Source organism: Desulfurobacterium indicum, assembly GCF_001968985.1.
GTDB classification, from domain to species: domain Bacteria; phylum Aquificota; class Aquificia; order Desulfurobacteriales; family Desulfurobacteriaceae; genus Desulfurobacterium_A; species Desulfurobacterium_A indicum.
Genome location: NZ_MOEN01000037.1, coordinates 1 through 14,781, shown reverse-complemented (window position 1 = coordinate 14,781; position 14,781 = coordinate 1). Strand labels below are relative to the sequence as shown.

General features: G+C 38.8%; 25 protein-coding genes. 13 read left to right on the top strand and 12 right to left on the bottom strand.

The features are described from left to right. Nucleotides 1–12 precede the first annotated feature (12 nt). The 11 genes from BLW93_RS08015 to BLW93_RS07965 form a co-directional block, all read right to left on the bottom strand. On the bottom strand, nucleotides 13–1,263 hold the full coding sequence (locus BLW93_RS08015; protein WP_076713561.1) for a phage portal protein family protein: 1,251 nt from the start codon (nucleotides 1,261–1,263) through the stop codon (nucleotides 13–15). Further along, the gene (locus tag BLW93_RS08010) at nucleotides 1,264–2,544 is read right to left on the bottom strand and encodes a phage terminase large subunit (RefSeq protein WP_076713560.1); all 1,281 of its coding nucleotides are present in this window, start codon (nucleotides 2,542–2,544) and stop codon (nucleotides 1,264–1,266) included. Continuing rightward, a complete protein-coding gene (locus tag BLW93_RS08005) occupies nucleotides 2,534–3,001 on the bottom strand; it encodes a hypothetical protein (RefSeq protein ID WP_076713559.1) in 468 nt (155 codons plus the stop codon). Before BLW93_RS08005 ends, BLW93_RS08010 begins: the two co-directional genes overlap by 11 nt. A 60-nt stretch (nucleotides 3,002–3,061) precedes the next feature. Then, the gene (locus BLW93_RS08000; RefSeq protein WP_245792018.1) at nucleotides 3,062–3,280 is read right to left on the bottom strand and encodes a helix-turn-helix domain-containing protein; all 219 of its coding nucleotides are present in this window, start codon (nucleotides 3,278–3,280) and stop codon (nucleotides 3,062–3,064) included. Further along, on the bottom strand, nucleotides 3,267–3,743 hold the full coding sequence (locus BLW93_RS07995; RefSeq protein ID WP_076713557.1) for a RuvC family protein: 477 nt from the start codon (nucleotides 3,741–3,743) through the stop codon (nucleotides 3,267–3,269). The genes BLW93_RS08000 and BLW93_RS07995 overlap by 14 nt, the downstream gene beginning before the upstream one ends. Nucleotides 3,744–3,831: 88 nt before the next feature. Next, nucleotides 3,832–5,001, bottom strand: coding sequence for a DnaB-like helicase C-terminal domain-containing protein (locus BLW93_RS07990; RefSeq protein ID WP_076713556.1), 1,170 nt, complete (start codon nucleotides 4,999–5,001; stop codon nucleotides 3,832–3,834). Further along, a complete protein-coding gene (locus BLW93_RS07985; RefSeq protein WP_076713555.1) occupies nucleotides 4,988–5,692 on the bottom strand; it encodes a P-loop NTPase family protein in 705 nt (234 codons plus the stop codon). The genes BLW93_RS07990 and BLW93_RS07985 overlap by 14 nt, the downstream gene beginning before the upstream one ends. Before the next feature lie 12 nt (nucleotides 5,693–5,704). Further along, nucleotides 5,705–6,259, bottom strand: coding sequence for a hypothetical protein (locus BLW93_RS07980; RefSeq protein WP_076713554.1), 555 nt, complete (start codon nucleotides 6,257–6,259; stop codon nucleotides 5,705–5,707). Then, a complete protein-coding gene (locus BLW93_RS07975; protein ID WP_144444035.1) occupies nucleotides 6,195–6,641 on the bottom strand; it encodes a hypothetical protein in 447 nt (148 codons plus the stop codon). Before BLW93_RS07975 ends, BLW93_RS07980 begins: the two co-directional genes overlap by 65 nt. Then, complete coding sequence (locus tag BLW93_RS07970; protein ID WP_076713552.1) at nucleotides 6,638–7,078, bottom strand: helix-turn-helix domain-containing protein; 441 nt, start codon at nucleotides 7,076–7,078, stop codon at nucleotides 6,638–6,640. The genes BLW93_RS07975 and BLW93_RS07970 overlap by 4 nt, the downstream gene beginning before the upstream one ends. 156 nt (nucleotides 7,079–7,234) lie before the next feature. After that, nucleotides 7,235–7,474 (bottom strand): helix-turn-helix domain-containing protein, encoded by a 240-nt coding sequence (locus BLW93_RS07965; protein WP_076713551.1) that lies wholly within the window; start codon nucleotides 7,472–7,474, stop codon nucleotides 7,235–7,237. Between the two features lie 108 nt (nucleotides 7,475–7,582). Here BLW93_RS07965 and BLW93_RS07960 point away from each other — a divergent pair, with 108 nt between their 5' ends. The 5 genes from BLW93_RS07960 (at nucleotide 7,583) to BLW93_RS07940 (ending at nucleotide 10,246) form a co-directional block, all read left to right on the top strand. Then, nucleotides 7,583–8,263: a LexA family protein gene (locus BLW93_RS07960; RefSeq protein WP_281246681.1), complete on the top strand. Its 681-nt coding sequence runs from the start codon at nucleotides 7,583–7,585 to the stop codon at nucleotides 8,261–8,263. Nucleotides 8,264–8,286: 23 nt separating this feature from the next. Further along, the gene (locus BLW93_RS07955) at nucleotides 8,287–8,805 is read left to right on the top strand and encodes a thermonuclease family protein (RefSeq protein ID WP_076713549.1); all 519 of its coding nucleotides are present in this window, start codon (nucleotides 8,287–8,289) and stop codon (nucleotides 8,803–8,805) included. 77 nt (nucleotides 8,806–8,882) lie between these two features. Continuing rightward, nucleotides 8,883–9,611, top strand: a complete 729-nt coding sequence (locus BLW93_RS07950) for a hypothetical protein (protein WP_076713548.1) — start codon at nucleotides 8,883–8,885, stop codon at nucleotides 9,609–9,611. After that, nucleotides 9,604–9,882, top strand: coding sequence for a hypothetical protein (locus tag BLW93_RS08850; protein WP_076713547.1), 279 nt, complete (start codon nucleotides 9,604–9,606; stop codon nucleotides 9,880–9,882). The genes BLW93_RS07950 and BLW93_RS08850 overlap by 8 nt, the downstream gene beginning before the upstream one ends. Then, on the top strand, nucleotides 9,848–10,246 hold the full coding sequence (locus BLW93_RS07940; RefSeq protein WP_078058259.1) for a type II toxin-antitoxin system death-on-curing family toxin: 399 nt from the start codon (nucleotides 9,848–9,850) through the stop codon (nucleotides 10,244–10,246). Before BLW93_RS08850 ends, BLW93_RS07940 begins: the two co-directional genes overlap by 35 nt. A 372-nt stretch (nucleotides 10,247–10,618) precedes the next feature. Here BLW93_RS07940 and BLW93_RS07935 read toward each other — a convergent pair whose 3' ends face one another. After that, complete coding sequence (locus BLW93_RS07935; RefSeq protein ID WP_076713546.1) at nucleotides 10,619–11,260, bottom strand: DUF4145 domain-containing protein; 642 nt, start codon at nucleotides 11,258–11,260, stop codon at nucleotides 10,619–10,621. Nucleotides 11,261–11,290: 30 nt separating this feature from the next. On the opposite strand from BLW93_RS07935, the gene BLW93_RS07930 reads away from it, so the two are divergent. From BLW93_RS07930 to BLW93_RS07895, 8 genes are all read left to right on the top strand, one after another. Further along, nucleotides 11,291–11,524, top strand: coding sequence for a hypothetical protein (locus BLW93_RS07930; RefSeq protein WP_076713545.1), 234 nt, complete (start codon nucleotides 11,291–11,293; stop codon nucleotides 11,522–11,524). Further along, nucleotides 11,512–11,778 (top strand): hypothetical protein, encoded by a 267-nt coding sequence (locus BLW93_RS07925; protein WP_076713544.1) that lies wholly within the window; start codon nucleotides 11,512–11,514, stop codon nucleotides 11,776–11,778. Before BLW93_RS07930 ends, BLW93_RS07925 begins: the two co-directional genes overlap by 13 nt. Beyond that, nucleotides 11,765–11,965 (top strand): hypothetical protein, encoded by a 201-nt coding sequence (locus tag BLW93_RS07920; RefSeq protein ID WP_076713543.1) that lies wholly within the window; start codon nucleotides 11,765–11,767, stop codon nucleotides 11,963–11,965. Before BLW93_RS07925 ends, BLW93_RS07920 begins: the two co-directional genes overlap by 14 nt. Continuing rightward, nucleotides 11,962–12,171 (top strand): hypothetical protein, encoded by a 210-nt coding sequence (locus BLW93_RS07915; RefSeq protein WP_076713542.1) that lies wholly within the window; start codon nucleotides 11,962–11,964, stop codon nucleotides 12,169–12,171. The genes BLW93_RS07920 and BLW93_RS07915 overlap by 4 nt, the downstream gene beginning before the upstream one ends. A 20-nt stretch (nucleotides 12,172–12,191) precedes the next feature. Further along, nucleotides 12,192–13,103, top strand: coding sequence for a phage recombination protein Bet (bet, locus tag BLW93_RS07910; protein WP_076713541.1), 912 nt, complete (start codon nucleotides 12,192–12,194; stop codon nucleotides 13,101–13,103). Further along, nucleotides 13,084–13,854 (top strand): RecB family exonuclease, encoded by a 771-nt coding sequence (locus tag BLW93_RS07905; RefSeq protein WP_076713540.1) that lies wholly within the window; start codon nucleotides 13,084–13,086, stop codon nucleotides 13,852–13,854. The genes bet and BLW93_RS07905 overlap by 20 nt, the downstream gene beginning before the upstream one ends. A gap of 190 nt (nucleotides 13,855–14,044) precedes the next feature. Then, nucleotides 14,045–14,299 carry a hypothetical protein gene (locus BLW93_RS08845; protein WP_076713539.1) on the top strand — a complete coding sequence of 85 codons (255 nt, stop codon included), beginning with the start codon at nucleotides 14,045–14,047 and terminating at the stop codon, nucleotides 14,297–14,299. Continuing rightward, the gene (locus BLW93_RS07895; protein WP_076713538.1) at nucleotides 14,253–14,561 is read left to right on the top strand and encodes an ArsR/SmtB family transcription factor; all 309 of its coding nucleotides are present in this window, start codon (nucleotides 14,253–14,255) and stop codon (nucleotides 14,559–14,561) included. The genes BLW93_RS08845 and BLW93_RS07895 overlap by 47 nt, the downstream gene beginning before the upstream one ends. The last annotated feature ends 220 nt before the right edge of the window (nucleotides 14,562–14,781 follow it).

Below are 14,781 nucleotides of genomic sequence, written 5' to 3'. Positions count from 1 at the left end.
CTGTTACGTCGTTTACGGCTTCAACTTGACCCTTCTCGGCAAAGTAAAAAAATCTGAGAAGTCCATACCTCCTTGAGCGGCAAGCTTAGGTGAAATAAAGATATCTTCCTCACTTACAGGTTTAGGCAAGTTGTAAACAGAATAAAGAGCCTCTTTTGAAACGGGCACTCCTCTATCTATTGCGTCTTTAACTTGCTCCCATTCTGGAATTTCCGTGAAGTCAAACTGAAGTTTCGGCGTCATGTGAAGAAGATCTTTGCCATAGTTAAGTTCTACTATCCAGCGAATAAGAGTTCTATTAAACGTATTAGCAAGTGATTTAGCTACTTTCCTACCTCGTTTTTTTAGTGTTTCAGAGTGAACTTTGGCAAGGGCGTAACTTCCAGTATTTCCTTTGTCTGCTGTGAGTATTTCCCCGGTTATGGCTTTGCTGATTTCGGCATTGCAGAGCTCTATGAGCCGCGCAAAATCCTCAGCACTTCCCTTGCTTTCAAGGGTTTTCACGTCGTCAACTCCTACAAGAGCAACGGCGGCATCTTCTTGAATGTTTAAAAGCGCTTCTGCTACGTAATTAGCAGCTTCTTCTATTTGATTCTCTGGCAGCCCTTCTCCTTTCAGTAAAGCCAAAACCGTCGGAACTCCAAATTTTTCTGCTACTTTTAACCAGAACTTCCAGCCAGCTTTTTTGAACATCCACGGCCAGTAGCAGGAAAGGAGAACAGGAGTCCCGTAAGGATTTTCTACTTGTTGATTGTGCCTGTGGATAATGAACTTATAGGTAGTATCAAGGATTTTCCATCCCTCTACTGAATCGTAGTAGAGAAGCTCCTCTTTTGAGTTGAAACGGAACTTTTCCTGCTTTCTTGCTTTTAAGGAATCGGGAAGCCAATAGCCGTTCTCCTGTTTCCAGATTACCTCTGAAACCGAAAAGCCGTATTCTATGGCAGAGAGAGTCTCTGCAAAATCTTGCTCAATGTTCAGGTTCTCATAGATTGCTCTTTCAACGAATTCAGCTATCTCTTTTGCTTTTGCCGATTCATCAGCCGGAACGATATTAAACTCTTTTGATAGAACTTCATCTTTAAGCTGTTGAATCTTGGCGTTTATGTGAGGGTCAATCATCATCTTGCGGAAAGTCTCATAAGCCCCTTCCGGGTCGTCTAAAATAGTATCGGCAGGGTCTGGCAAATAGGTGAGGAACTGCTCAAAGTAGGCATAGTTACTTGTTATTTCCGTAGTAAGCTTCTTGGTAGAAACAGCCATTTAAAACCTCCTAAGCATTCGGCTTGTCATTCTGGTTGCTCCAGATGGACGCACCTTTGGAGTTGATGGACGAGATTTATCCCAGGTTACAAGTGCATACCTTAAAGCATCAAGAGCGTGGTCAAAAGCTTTTATTGGTTTGTCCTTTCCTTCGTCCCACGTGTAGAGGTTGAATTCTTTTAGTAGGTTTTCGCATTTGGGAGAGACATGAAGCTTCTTATTTTCTATCAGCTGGCGGACGTGGAATATACCGGAAAGAACGTCATTATCTCCCGGCTGACAGTTAACGCCTCTTAAGCGGAGCTCTCGCGCGAATCCCTTGCCAGACGGGTCGTGATAAACAACTCTTGGCTTTCTTCTCTTGATTTCAGAGGCAAGAACGTCAAGGGTTATATTTGGAGTGTATATCTCACCAAAGACGTAGAAAATCTCTCCGTTGGTGGCAATAAATACGCAGGCAGTCGGGTTTGTAGCTCCAAAGTCAAGACCAGCAAAAATGTGCCAGTAGGGCTCTATTTGGAATTCCTTAACGTGCTCTTGCGTGAAGTTGTCGTAAACAAGACCTTCTCTCTTGATGTCCCAGTTTCCGTAAAGAAGGGCCTGCCTTTCAAGTTCAGGAAGGGACTCAAGTCTTTTGATGTATCCAGGGTCATTTTTGAGGAGATGAGGGTTATCGTAAACAGTAGCCGGGATGTAGCTCCTTGTTCTGCCTACCTCGTCTTTTTTGAGCTTATAGGGTTTCTCAAGAGTAGGACTTACGAAGTCAACAAAATACTGTTTCACCCACTCGTTATTGGCCGGATTTCTTGGGTCAGGGTTTGAAGTGGCTCTTATGAATGTAGGATAGCCTTTTGAGGAACGAAGACGGGATTTCATGTATTCAAAACGATACTGTGAAAAGTGGGTAAGCTCATCAAACCCTATATAGTCAAATTCAGCACCTTGATAACGAAGAACGTCATTATCTCTTTCAAGATAGCGAAAAAGAATTTTTGAACCGTTGAGAAACTGGAAAACTTTCTCATTTGCGACGTACCGCCCAACCTCTACGGGATAAAACTCAAGAGCGTAGCGGATGAGAGTCTCCTGAAGCTCCGGGTAGGAGCGGCGGAAGAGAACAATTGAGGCTTTTTTGTATTTCACGGCATAAAAGAAGGCATCCATAACAAGAGCAACAGATTTTCCACCCCCAGCAGCACCACCATAGAGAACTTCATCTGCAGGACACTCATGAAAGAGCTTCTGCTTAGGAGTAGGAACATAAGGAGACTTAATTTTCATAAATTACCTCATTGCTCTTTTCTGGAGCCCCTTCAAAGACGATTGTTATCTTGTTGTTGCTTTCAGGTTTTAGTCCTTCCCTGATTTCTCTTTTGAGTTTTATGCACTGTATTACAACCTCAACAGCGCGAGGCTTGTATTGGGTTATTGCTATTTCTTTGTACTTACGCTGGAGATCGCATAAATCTTGATAGTCAAGCGCGTCTGCTTTGTCTATTTCAACCTGAATCTTTTCTTCAAGGGCTTTCTGTTCTTCATTAGCTTTTTCGACATTGAGAATCTCTTTCTGTTTCCTGCGTAAGTCCCACTGGTCTTTATGTTTTTTTATCCAGCGATAGATAGTCGCAACGTGCGGCGGGGTTTTGCACTTCCTTTGCAAAACCCTTGCAATCTCTGTTACGCTGCATCCATCTATGTAAAGGTCAGCAACAATTTGCAATAGCTGTTCTTTATTCATACTGCCTCCTATTTTCACAATAAACAATTTGCAAAACTCAGGTGGCAGATATTGTCAAACTCAATCAACATTCAAACAGTTGTGTTCCTGGAGATACTCTACCAAAGCCATTTTAGGAATTCGCCATACGCCGCGAACCTTGACAGCTTCTATCTGCGCGCCTTTTATCAGTCGGTACATCGTTCGCTCTGATACTTGAAGAATCTCCGCCACCTGATTGAACGTGAGAAAGTCCGGGTATTCTTTAAGCTGCTCCTCTATGCTTTTAAGGCGAAACACCTTCTTCAACTCGTCCTCCGATAAGCCTTCTGCCATATTCGGCTATTAAAAGCGCTTCCGCCTCGCCGTCGCCTTTTATTTCAACTCCGGGAAATAGTTGTTTTGCTTTCATAATTGACGCTTTTTTCTTTTCGCTTCTGGGTTTTCTCTTATGTTTGCTTCCGTGAATGTACGATTGCCACCTTTGCGGCGGTATCTCTTCAAACGGTATTTGCAAAGCGGTCAGTATTCCGAGAATCTCCCCGTAGTGTTTCATGAGTTTTCCTGATGAAACGGCGCCCTGCTTCGGATATGGATGCTGTTTTTCTACAAAACAGCGCGTTATTTCGCCTCTATGCTTCCTAAAAAGCTCAGCAAGGGTACAAGTATCTTTCATGGGAAAAATTCCAATAACGGCGAAATTATCCAGCGAGATGAAAGCAATTCCGCCTTTCTTGCCCGGGTCTATTCCTGCTATCAGCATATTTCCTCCTAAAACTCCAGATCATCGTAATTGCTTTCACTTTCAACAAAGCTGGCAAATTTTGGAAAGCCGTTTTCAAAAGGAACTGTTACCTGTGAACGCCCTTTAATCTGCACTTGTCGATAAAAATCTGGAGTGTTTTTTCTGTGAGCTTGTTTTCAAAATCTCTATGAAGGACTATAATATTTGTAGCTTGTTGTTCTATGTCTCCAGACCCCTTTATTTGATCCATAGTTGGGCGCACCTTTTTTCCGGTGCGTGCTTCTCTGTTTATTTGCGCAAGCAAGACAATTGGAATTTTCAATTCTTTTGTCAGCTCTACACATGTTTCCACAACATAATCATAAAAAGCTTTTTTAGTGTCAAACTTCCTGTGTTCAGCAAAGAGCTGCAAGTAATCAACGTATATGATGCCTTTTTCTTTTTGAGACGTTAGCCACTCTTTATAGGCATATACGGTTGCCATAAATTGCGGAACAGTAACCTTTCCACAAACAAATTCCATAGGTAGATTTTCTAAAGCACCAGATGCTTCAATAATTTTTTCCATTCCAACCCATTTTTGTTTGACATGATGTAGAGGAACATCAAGTTCCATAGCTATAAGTCTTGCCATTACTTCTTCTTTTACCGGCAACTCCTGGGAGAAAAAGAGAACTGGATGTCCGTTTTCCGCTTGTCTTTTCATAAGAGACAGTGCAAAAACGGTTTTTCCAATAGATGGACGTGCAGCAATAATCGTGAGGTATTCAAAACTAAAGTTTAAATCAAGTTCCTCTACGTATGTAGGAACAGATGGAAAAGAATCTTCATTCTCGTAAAGTTCTAAAAAAGCCGCTAATGCGGTCTTTGAAGAGTAGACAGGAAGCTCTTTAGAAGAGTTTTGTGCTAAAAGTTCTAATGCTTTTTCTTTTGAGATTTCCCCATCTGCAAGTTTTTGAGCTATTTCTAACGTTTTACGTTCATTTGCACGTTTCAGTAACTCACTACACCATGATTTAAATTTTTCAAAGTTACCCCAAGCGTATTCAACAGCAAGCAATATTGTATTTTTAAGTTCTTCAGGAAACCAACTTTCTACTATGTCTTTTTCAACACTTGTGCCTTCTCCGGCCTTGTATTGAAGTATTTCAAAAGCTTTTTTCAAGTCAGGACTTACAAAACAGTTGGACGTCAAAAATGCTGTTCCGTAATAGAACATCTTGTCAAACATTAGCATTGAACCTATAACTGAATATTCAAGTTCAAGTTGTTTCACCTTCCCCTCCTTTTTCTTGAATGTCTCTCAGGTATGGGAAGTCGTTAAAGTCGATAAATACACACGATTCAAGAAGTCTTGAATTTGTTCGTGGAGAAAAGAATTCCATTACATCTACGTTTGTAGTGAAAACAACTATCGTGTTTGTTAAATAGGCGTTCAGGATTACTTTTTCTAAGTGAGATGTGGTTTCTTCTGTCACATCATCAATCAGTATAATGTCAAAGTTTTTTGTAAGCTGAGAAAAGGGTATAACATCGTCTTTGTCAGAAAAGTTTCTTGCCTCAAACCACGCTTCATTTCCGTAGTATGAACGGTGAAGCTCTATCTTTCCCAAAGCATAATCTTCTAACTCGAAAGATGTCATAAAGAGCGGAGCTTTGTATTCTGGCTCTTCATCTATTTTCGATAAAAGCTTGGTGAACATAAACCTGACAGCTGAAAGAGTTTTCCCTCTTCCAGGCTTGCCTGTAAAGCAGTAAAAAAGTGGATTAGATAGATTTTTTTCTTTTTCCGTGATAAGGTCTAAAACTAAGTTCCAGAATGTTTTAGGAAGCTTCTCAAAGCTTGCAAGAATTACAGAAATAGGAGTGTTAAAGTTCCTAAGCCTGTGCACTGTTTGTTCATCGTACCCTTTTCTTTTGACGGCTTTAACAAGCTCCCAATATTTCCTTTCAAGTTCTTCCCTCATAACCTCACCTCCCTAAAGGATTGCTGCAAGGGTTCTTTTTATTGCTTCTTTTCTTGATTTTCTATGGTCATAAGTGTCCCGGGTTATTCCTGAAGCAGAAGAGAGAACTTTGTCCAGGTTGTAGGAAAGCGCTAAAAGGTCGTAGTTTCTTTTCTTTGCAAGCGGATCGTTTAGACGGAAGTATTTTGGAAGTGCAGAAGTAAGTCTTTTAGCAACAGTTTCTAACTTTTCTCGTTCACCACAGGTTTTCTCTTCAAGTTTCTCTAAGAAGAGTTTTTTATGCTTCCTGGAGATTGACGGATAAAAACCAAAGTTTTCTGCATATGCTTTCCTGAATTCAAAAATCAGCTTTTCACAAATAAGAGATGTAAATTCCTTGTTGCTTATGGTTTCTTTTTTTGTTTCATTTTCAACATCAACTTCTTTTAGATCTAGCTTGCTAGTATTATCTTCTTCTGTAATTAGAGTCTTATTATTAGAGTCTAAATTTAGAGTCTTAATATTAGAGTCTCGGGGTTCGTCTGGCTTTTGTGTAGCTTGGGCTTGATTGGGTTTTTGAAGTCCCATTTTGGGACTCATTTAAGTCCCATTTTGGGACTTCTTGAAGTCCCTTTTTGGGACTATTTCCAGTCCTTTTTTGGGACTTTTGAATATTATTAAGTTCTTTATTGGTAGTTAAAAATTTTTTAAATTCCTCAAGGTCTATAAAGAAGACTGTCGTGTTTTTTTCTACTTTCTTTTTGATGAATTTAAGTTTTTTGAGAATTTGGTAAATTTTGTTTCTCTTAATTCCAGTCCTTTCTTCTAACCTATCTATCCCGTAAACTCCACCCCCTTTTAACTGCTGGTGGTTTAGAATACAGAGAACAACACTTAATTCTCTACGTGAAAGAATCTTGCAGTTCTCGAAATATTCGATATAATTAAGTATTAGAGACTTACTCATCACTCTTCCCTCTCCATCTGTTGTTTTAATTTGATTAGTTCGTCTATTGCTTCGTTAATTTCTTTAAGACATACTTGTCTTTCGTCATCTGTTATTTCGCCGTCTTCTAATGCTTTTGTTACTTCAGCAATGGCTTCTCCTGTTTCTTTCATTGCCTTGCCTATGCTGGTTGAAAGGGAAGTTTTAGAAACTTCTACCGCTCTTAATCCCACAAGTTCAGCAAGTTTTTTAACTGGTTCTTTTAGCTTTAGCCCCACAACCAGAGCCAAAAAAACAGCCTGCGACGGAATTCTTTCTCCATATGCGTATTTTTCTATTGAACTCGAGCTGACTCCTACTCTAAATGCAATCATTTCATAGGTGTAGCCTCTTTTGTGTGCTTCAAAAATTGCAAGCTTTGTAAGTTCAGCAGCAACATCCTGAAAAGCCTCTTTACACATGTTTTCACTCCTTGTGATAATTTTGTGAACCCTCTCCCCTTATCTTGTCTTCTTAGCAAGGCTATCTTTACAACTAAGAAAGATGCGCCCGCAAAAGCGGACGTCTTCAACGCCCCGGGGGGGCGGCACGAGGGAGGGGAAAGGGATGGTGAAACATCAGCGCACTCCTGTAGGCTCTTCACGGGGGATAAGTTTGTCAAAAGCAAGTTTGTTTTTAGGACTTAATAATTCTTTTATTGCCTCAACTGAATACCCTGCATCCAATAAAGCAATGGCTTTATCTATTGGCAAATACCTTTCCCCTTTGAGAATCTGGTTAAGAAACTGTGGGCTAATGCCTACTTTTTTAGCAAGCTCTATTTTCTTTTCTTTCATCTCCACTTCTATCAACCTCATGAGTCAACCTCCTGCTTTAAATATTAACGCTATAGCTTTAATTAGTCAAGACATTGAAGCAAAATGAGGGATTGAAAAGTGATTAACGCAAATGCTATAAATGTTTTTATGAGTGAAACAATTGGTTCAAAAATTGAGAGATTACGAAAGCAAAAAGGACTAAGTCGCAGGGAATTGGCCGAAAAAATTATTGAGAAATTTGGCGGTCCATCTACTGCTGGATTATCTCAATACATATATCAATTAGAAAAAGGGAAAAGAAAGCCTAAAGTCGAAACATTGAAAAAAATAGCACATGTTCTTGGTGTTTCTCCATCATACTTCTTTGAAGAAAAACCAAAATGGGACACCAACGCAGAAGTTTTACATAGTAAGATTATCCCAATACCCATATACGGAGAAGCTCAAGCTGGAAGTTTTGGTGGATATGCAGCGGAAACGCCGGAAGAATACTTCCCTACCCCAGAGATGATGTTCCGCGGACTTCCAAAAGAAAGAGTATTTTGGATAAAAGTAGAAGGCAGCTCTATGGAGCCGGTATTCAGGAGAGGGGACCTGGTATTGGTGGCAGACCCAAGCTGGTATGAAGTAAAAGACGGGGATCCGGTTGTAGTAGTAAACGGCAATGGCGAATTAACTGTTAAGTACTATCACCATGACTCCAAAAACAAAGTTATAATCCTTGAACCGGCTAATCCCGGATATAAACCAATAGTAATACCTGAAAAAGATTTATACACCGGAGAATACAAATTTTTCCCGGTTATTGCACATACTAAACTTTTTTGAAAAACTAAAAAGGAGGATAAATTGTGAAGAGATCTATCTTTTTCTTCATTGCTAGCTTTTTTTTAATTACTGCCGCTTATGGTAAAGATTGCTACAAACTCCTTTACGTCATCGATGGAGACACAATCAAAATTCTCTATCATGGAAAGAAAACATCAGTTAGATTTTTAGGAATAGATACACCCGAAAGTAGAAAAAATAAAAGGGCTTATTATCAGGCAAAAAGGAATAAGGAAGACATAGAAACAATCGTATACTTAGGAAAACAAGCAAAAAAACATCTTAAAAAACTTCTCGCAGGATACAAAAAAGTCTGTTTAGTTTATGACCAAAACAATGCTTACCACAATCACCGGGACAGATACGGACGGATCTTGGCTTATGTTTACACTCCAGATGGAAAGTTTATTAATGAACTAATGTTAAGAGATGGATATGCCTACTTGTTGACTCGATATCCTCTGGAACCAAAGTATGAAAAAATATTAAGACAGGCCTTTAGAGAAGCTGTAGAAAACCAAAAAGGACTTTGGAAAAAGTAATGTTATCAAAAGATTGAAAAGTTGAACGACAAAAAGAAAAGAAGTAAAATTTTCGCAAACAGCAAAAGGTGTTAAAAATGTGGAAACTCAGAGAAATCAACTTTATATTATATTTTTCAGAATTTAGAGAACTGGCAGAGAAGAGAGAAGAAATAGGAAATGCAATTCAATCTTTAAACGTCTGCAGCTTATACAAAGTTGAAGTTGGATCTCCTATTGCTATATCAGGAGTAATCCCTGAAATAAGAATCTCCCTTTTAAACGATTTTCAAAAGCCTCCCGTCGGAATAATAAACATAGATAGATTCTCGTTCTCATACAAAGCCCTTTTTCTAAACAAAAACGTAAGCCTGGAAAACTACAAAGGCAAACAGCACGAAAGCCTGAATGTGTTTCTATCTTTATGGAAAGAATTCAACAAAGTAGCTTTAAGAAAAGTGATAGAAAGAGTAGGTTACGTTGTAATTTTCTCAAACGAAGATACATCGATTAAAGATAAACTCTCAAGTAAAATCTTTAAATTCTCTTTGGGAAATTTCTTTGAAGTTAGATTCATAGACTTTTTAGAACCGCCGGAAAACACTCATATTTTCAACACAAAAATTGTGCCTAACACAGTCATATCTCCGGTGATAACAGGAAGCAATGCTACTTTTTCCGGAATAAATTTAATATCAGACATTGCAACAATTCCAAATTCTTCAGGTATAGCTAACGTTGAAACTTTAGAGGAAGCGTTCAGAATTTTAATGCAGACATCGGAGAACAACGTAGAAAAAGTCAGAAGCGAGGTGCTTAATGTATAGCAATTACCTCTCAAACAATCAAATATATGATAGGCTACCTTTTTTAAATAGTGTGGCTGTTCATGAGAAGCAGCTTACAGATGTTTACGTAAATACAGCATATCTAACCATCAATGAATACGTAAATATAAAAAAATACAACGAAAGCTACATTGTATTACGTCCACTGAATCCACAAAAATCACCAGAAATATGGAAAAATCTTATGAAAGATTTAGACATCATCATGAAGGAAGATGAAAGATTACTACGAAAGCTTGCCAATAGTTAAACTTGCCCTGCATGTACACAAAAAGTCAATAAAAAATTTCGGTGGAAGAGACGGAATAAGGAATAAGGGGCTTTTGATTTCTTCCATATATACTCCCTGTCAAACCTTTGGAGATTTTGAACCTTACAGCAACGACTTAGAAAAAATATCTAAAATCTTGGAACTTATAATAAAAAATCACCCATTCTTCGATGGAAATAAAAGGACAGCGTATCTTTTAACGCGCATCCTGTTAAGGTATATTGGATTTGATATTGAAGCTACAGAAGATGAAAAGTTCAACTTCCTAATCAAAATTGCCAAAAATGAAATAACATTCTCTGAAATCAAAAACTGGATTGAAAAACACATAATTCGCGTTTGATTTGACAACCCATCAATCTTTCTCTTCTTTCTAAGTTCCTTTATTTCTCTATCATTTTAACCCTCTTCCTTTCTTAATCCCTAACCCTTCCCGTCCTTGCCAATCTGCTCTTAGTTTTTGCTGATACTAATATTTCCAAGACTTTTAAGTTATATTAAAGCAAATGAATTAATAAATCGTCTAATTTTAATGCCAAAGGCTTGACATTCTCAATCATTTGCTTTATTATTTAAAGCAGAAGCTTTAAAGCTCTTTGACAACAGAATAAGGGGGCGGTAGGGAACAGGAGTAGGGTTAACAGCCTGAAGCTCCAGCGGTGAAACCGTGAGGGTTAACAAGCCTTCTGCAAATGGTCGCTGTTCCCGTGAAAAATTAGCTTTCGCTCCTTGCTGCCTCAATTTCGGCAGGGATACGGAAGAGAAGATCAAGGAAGAACTTGCAGAAATTTTCTACCTCTTTGGCCTCTTCTGTTTCAGCTTCAAGCTCGTGAAGAGCTTTATTGCCAAACTTCCTCACAATGTGGCTCCATTCTGCTAAAGAGGCCGTTATTAACCTTTTTTCGTAAACATCTTGAATTTTCTCGTAGAGGGTTTTCCCTTCTGCTCCAACTTCATTAAGAGCTACCTCTAAAACGGCTCTTGCAATTCCGAGCTTAATAACTGGGTCCTCTTCCTGTTGAAGCTTCGTGAAGAACTTGGCCACCTTGTGAGGGAAGGAAGGATGGCTGTAAGGTTCTTTGGGTTCAGGAATAGTTGAAAGTTCGGAAGCCAGCAAGTTTACTGCTTTCTGAGAATAAAGGTCTTTGATAACCTCTTTAGCTTCATTGTAGAGAGATTTTCTGACAGTAAAATTTGCTATGAACTTGGATTTGCACTTACAGCAAAGAACAAGAGCAAAAGTTTCAACGACAGGAATTTCCCAAAGAACCTTTTCGTTTTCTACGTGCCCAAGATATACGACAAAGTGATGCGATTCTGTTTTGCACTCAGGACAAACGCACTTTAACTGAACCATTAAAACCTCATATCGGGTTTGGAGGCAAGCATGCTAATAAAAATTATAGATGAAATTCACGAAAGCTTAAAGAGAGACTTTTCCTCGCCCCGCGAAGGAGTGGACAATCTGCTAAGCACAATCGCCAACCTGAAGCTCAAATACAGCGATACAGCAATTTTTGAAGCTCTATGCTGGGAACTGTTGACTGTTTATCAAAGACTTTCAAGCTGCGAGAAAAAATTGCAAAAGAAAGAAAAAGGAGGCAACCAATGGAATGGGTAAGGACAGAAAGAGGATATCTAATTAACCCAGGTGCAGTTGAAAGCATCGGAATTGGAAAGAAAGAAGTAACAAAATACGTTCCAACCAAAAGACAATTCCCTGAAACAATCAATGAGTACGTATATGTAGTCAGAGTCAGGACAGTTTCAGGAACAACATACGATGTAAGCACTCATACACTAAAAGAAGAAGCTCAAAGCATCATGGAAGAAATCTACGAAAAGCTAAAGGAGGTTAGCTGTGAAAGACTTTGAAGTCATTCTTAATAAAGCCATAAAAGATGAAGTAAACATAGACATTGCTAGAAAAAATCTTCAACACGCTAAAGCATGGATTACGGAGGCTCACGACCGCCTCCGTAACCATGAGCTTCACAAAGAAGCAGACAAAGTTTACGAAATACTCGAAAGAGTAAACAACCTTTTAAGGAGGCTGTCATGAATAAGGTAAGCACAGTTGCATTACTTGACAAGTGCTGCATTTGCTTTAATGGGAGGAAAGAGGTTTCTTATTACATTTTTTGGGCTGACGGAGAAGAAGCAATAAAAGACTGGATAAAAGAGAACGTATTTTACGAACCAAGGATCATATCTATCCATAAAGGCAACAAGTATTACATAGCAAAAGTAGAGGAGTGGGTGGATTAAATAAAAACTTGGAGGAAGCCATGAGCGTCATTGAAAAGCCATTACTCATTGTAGCAGAAGATGGAAAAACCTACACTTTTGACGAGGTAGCAACTTACGTCAAATACCATGCTCCAGACGCAACACAGGCGGAAATTAAAGAATTCTTTAACTACTGCCGTATTCGTTCATTATCTCCATATGATGTTCACTTTATTAAGTGGGGAAAAACACAAAAGCCTACAATCGTAGTAGGAAAAGACGCTTTCTTAAAAAGGGCTGAAAGGTCAAAACAGCTTGATGGTTATAAGGCAGGTGTAATTGTAGTGAACAATGAAAGTGGAGAAATCACATATCGAGATGGAGCTTTTTATATCAAGAGCAAGGAGGAACTTGTTGGCGGTTGGGCTGAGGTTTACAGAAAAGACTTTGCTCATCCTATACGCACTGAAGTGGCACTTGAGGAATACGCGCGCAAAAACAAAAACGGAGAGCTGATGAATAACTGGGCTACAATGCCCGCAACAATGATTAGAAAAGTTGCGCTTGTCCAGGCACTTCGAGAAGCATTCCCCAATGAAATGTCCGGAATGTACGTTCCAGAGGAAATGGGAATTGAAATAGACGAAGAGACAGGGGAGGTTTTGAACTATGGAGGACTGGATAGCTATTCTAACGGTGATAATGGTTTTACTGGTGGTTCCAATAACGGCACTACTAAGCAGATAACAGATGCGCAAAGAAAGAAAATCATTGTCACTCTCAAAAAGATATGGGGGGACCAGTGGGAAAAAGAAGGAAAAGCACTTATGGAATTGTTGTTTAAGAAAACAAGCACAAAAGAGCTTACAAGGAAAGAAGCTTCAACGCTGATAGAACATTTAATAGAGATAGAAAATAAAAGAAAAGACAATGATGAAAACGGGGGAGACGATGACTTTATCTTCGGATAAGGAAAAAGCTGGGGGATTAAAACTTTCCCCCTCTTCTATAAATATGTTTTTGCGCTGTCAGTATCAGTGGTATTTGCGCTATATAGAAGGTCTCAAGGTCCCACCAAAACCTTCTCTTGTTGTCGGGTTAAGTTTTCACAAAGGAGAAGAGATTAATTTTCTTCAAAAGATAGAAAGCGGAAAAGATTTACCTCTTGGTGACGTTCTTGATGCTTATGATGCCGAGTTTGAAAAGCAAAGCGAAGAAGTTGAAGAATGGGAAAAACCCAAAGGAGAGATAAAGGACGAAGGTTATAGACTTCTTGAGTGTTACCACAAGGAATTAGCACCGATTGTTAAACCTCTGCTTGTGGAGGATTGGGTGGAGGAGAACATTGGAAATGGAATAATTCTCTATGGGAAAAGGGACGTTGTCACAGAAGACATGGCGGTTATAGATCTTAAAACAGCCAGTCGCAAACCTTCACAAATAGATCTTTCTTATCAGCTTCAGCTCGAACTCTATGCCTGCCAGGGAGACATTGAGAAAGCCTACATACACTACGCTATTAAAACAAAGAAGCCTCAAACACTTGTCTTAGAGCATGAGCTACCAAGAGAGCAGAGACTTCTAAAAGTAGTAAATTCTGTTGTTCAAGCTATCAAGGAAGCAATGCAGTCAGGGAACTTTATTCCAAATGGTCTCGGACACTCCTGGGCTTGTCAGTATTGTGGGTACCGCGAAAAAGGACTATGTCCATATATGGAGTAAGAAATGCTTTTGTGGAAGTTAAGAGTTTTTCAAGACCATCTAACTGCTTTTGCATACGCCGAACTTCTTAGAACTGCAAAAGAAAAGGGCAATATAGATTGGCTTACTCAATACTGGTTTTTTGAAGATGAAATAAGAACATCTGTTAAAGAAATTGGAAAGCTAATTAGAAAAGTCAAAGGAGGATGCGATGATGGTAAAAGTAGAAGAAAGAGAAGCTCCATTTACCGGCAATCAAAAAATAGAAATGATAATAGATGGAGAAAAGAAAATATACAAAGTAATAACAAAACTTGACCCGCATTCAAAACACGTAACCTATATCATTCCGGATAATTTTCCTGAATGCATGATAAAAGTAATTTTTGGAATATCATCAAAAATTATTGGAGGAAATCGTGGAAATAAGAGAAAAAGACATAAAGAACTTGTCCTATCTTTTTAAAGCACTTTCACATCCAGACAGAATAAAAATATTGTTGTTTTTACTTGGTAATAACGAAAAACACAATTTGAAGCAATTAGCAAACAAACTAAAAATGAAACAAGCCATGCTTTCTATTCATTTAAAAGAACTGGCTTTGGCAGGTTTAGTTCTGAGAGAAAGACGGGGAAACAACGTTATCTATTTTGCAGATGAAGAAAAGAAAGAATGGATAAAAGAAATACTTATTCCTGCTTTAGAGTTTATAAAGGAGGAATGGTGATTAAAGAGAATTGGTTAAAGTGACTTTTCGCCGCCCCCTTATTCATTTTTAAAAAGCAGAGCGACCGCAGAGGAGGAACTTATGGACAAACGCTGGCTAACAACAAAAGAAGCTTGCAAGTACAGCAATCTCTGCTTCAAGACGGTTGTGTCAATAATTTTGTGTAAACCATTAGGAGTACCTCCTGGAGAACATATCCTGAAGTTCTTCCTTAGCCTCA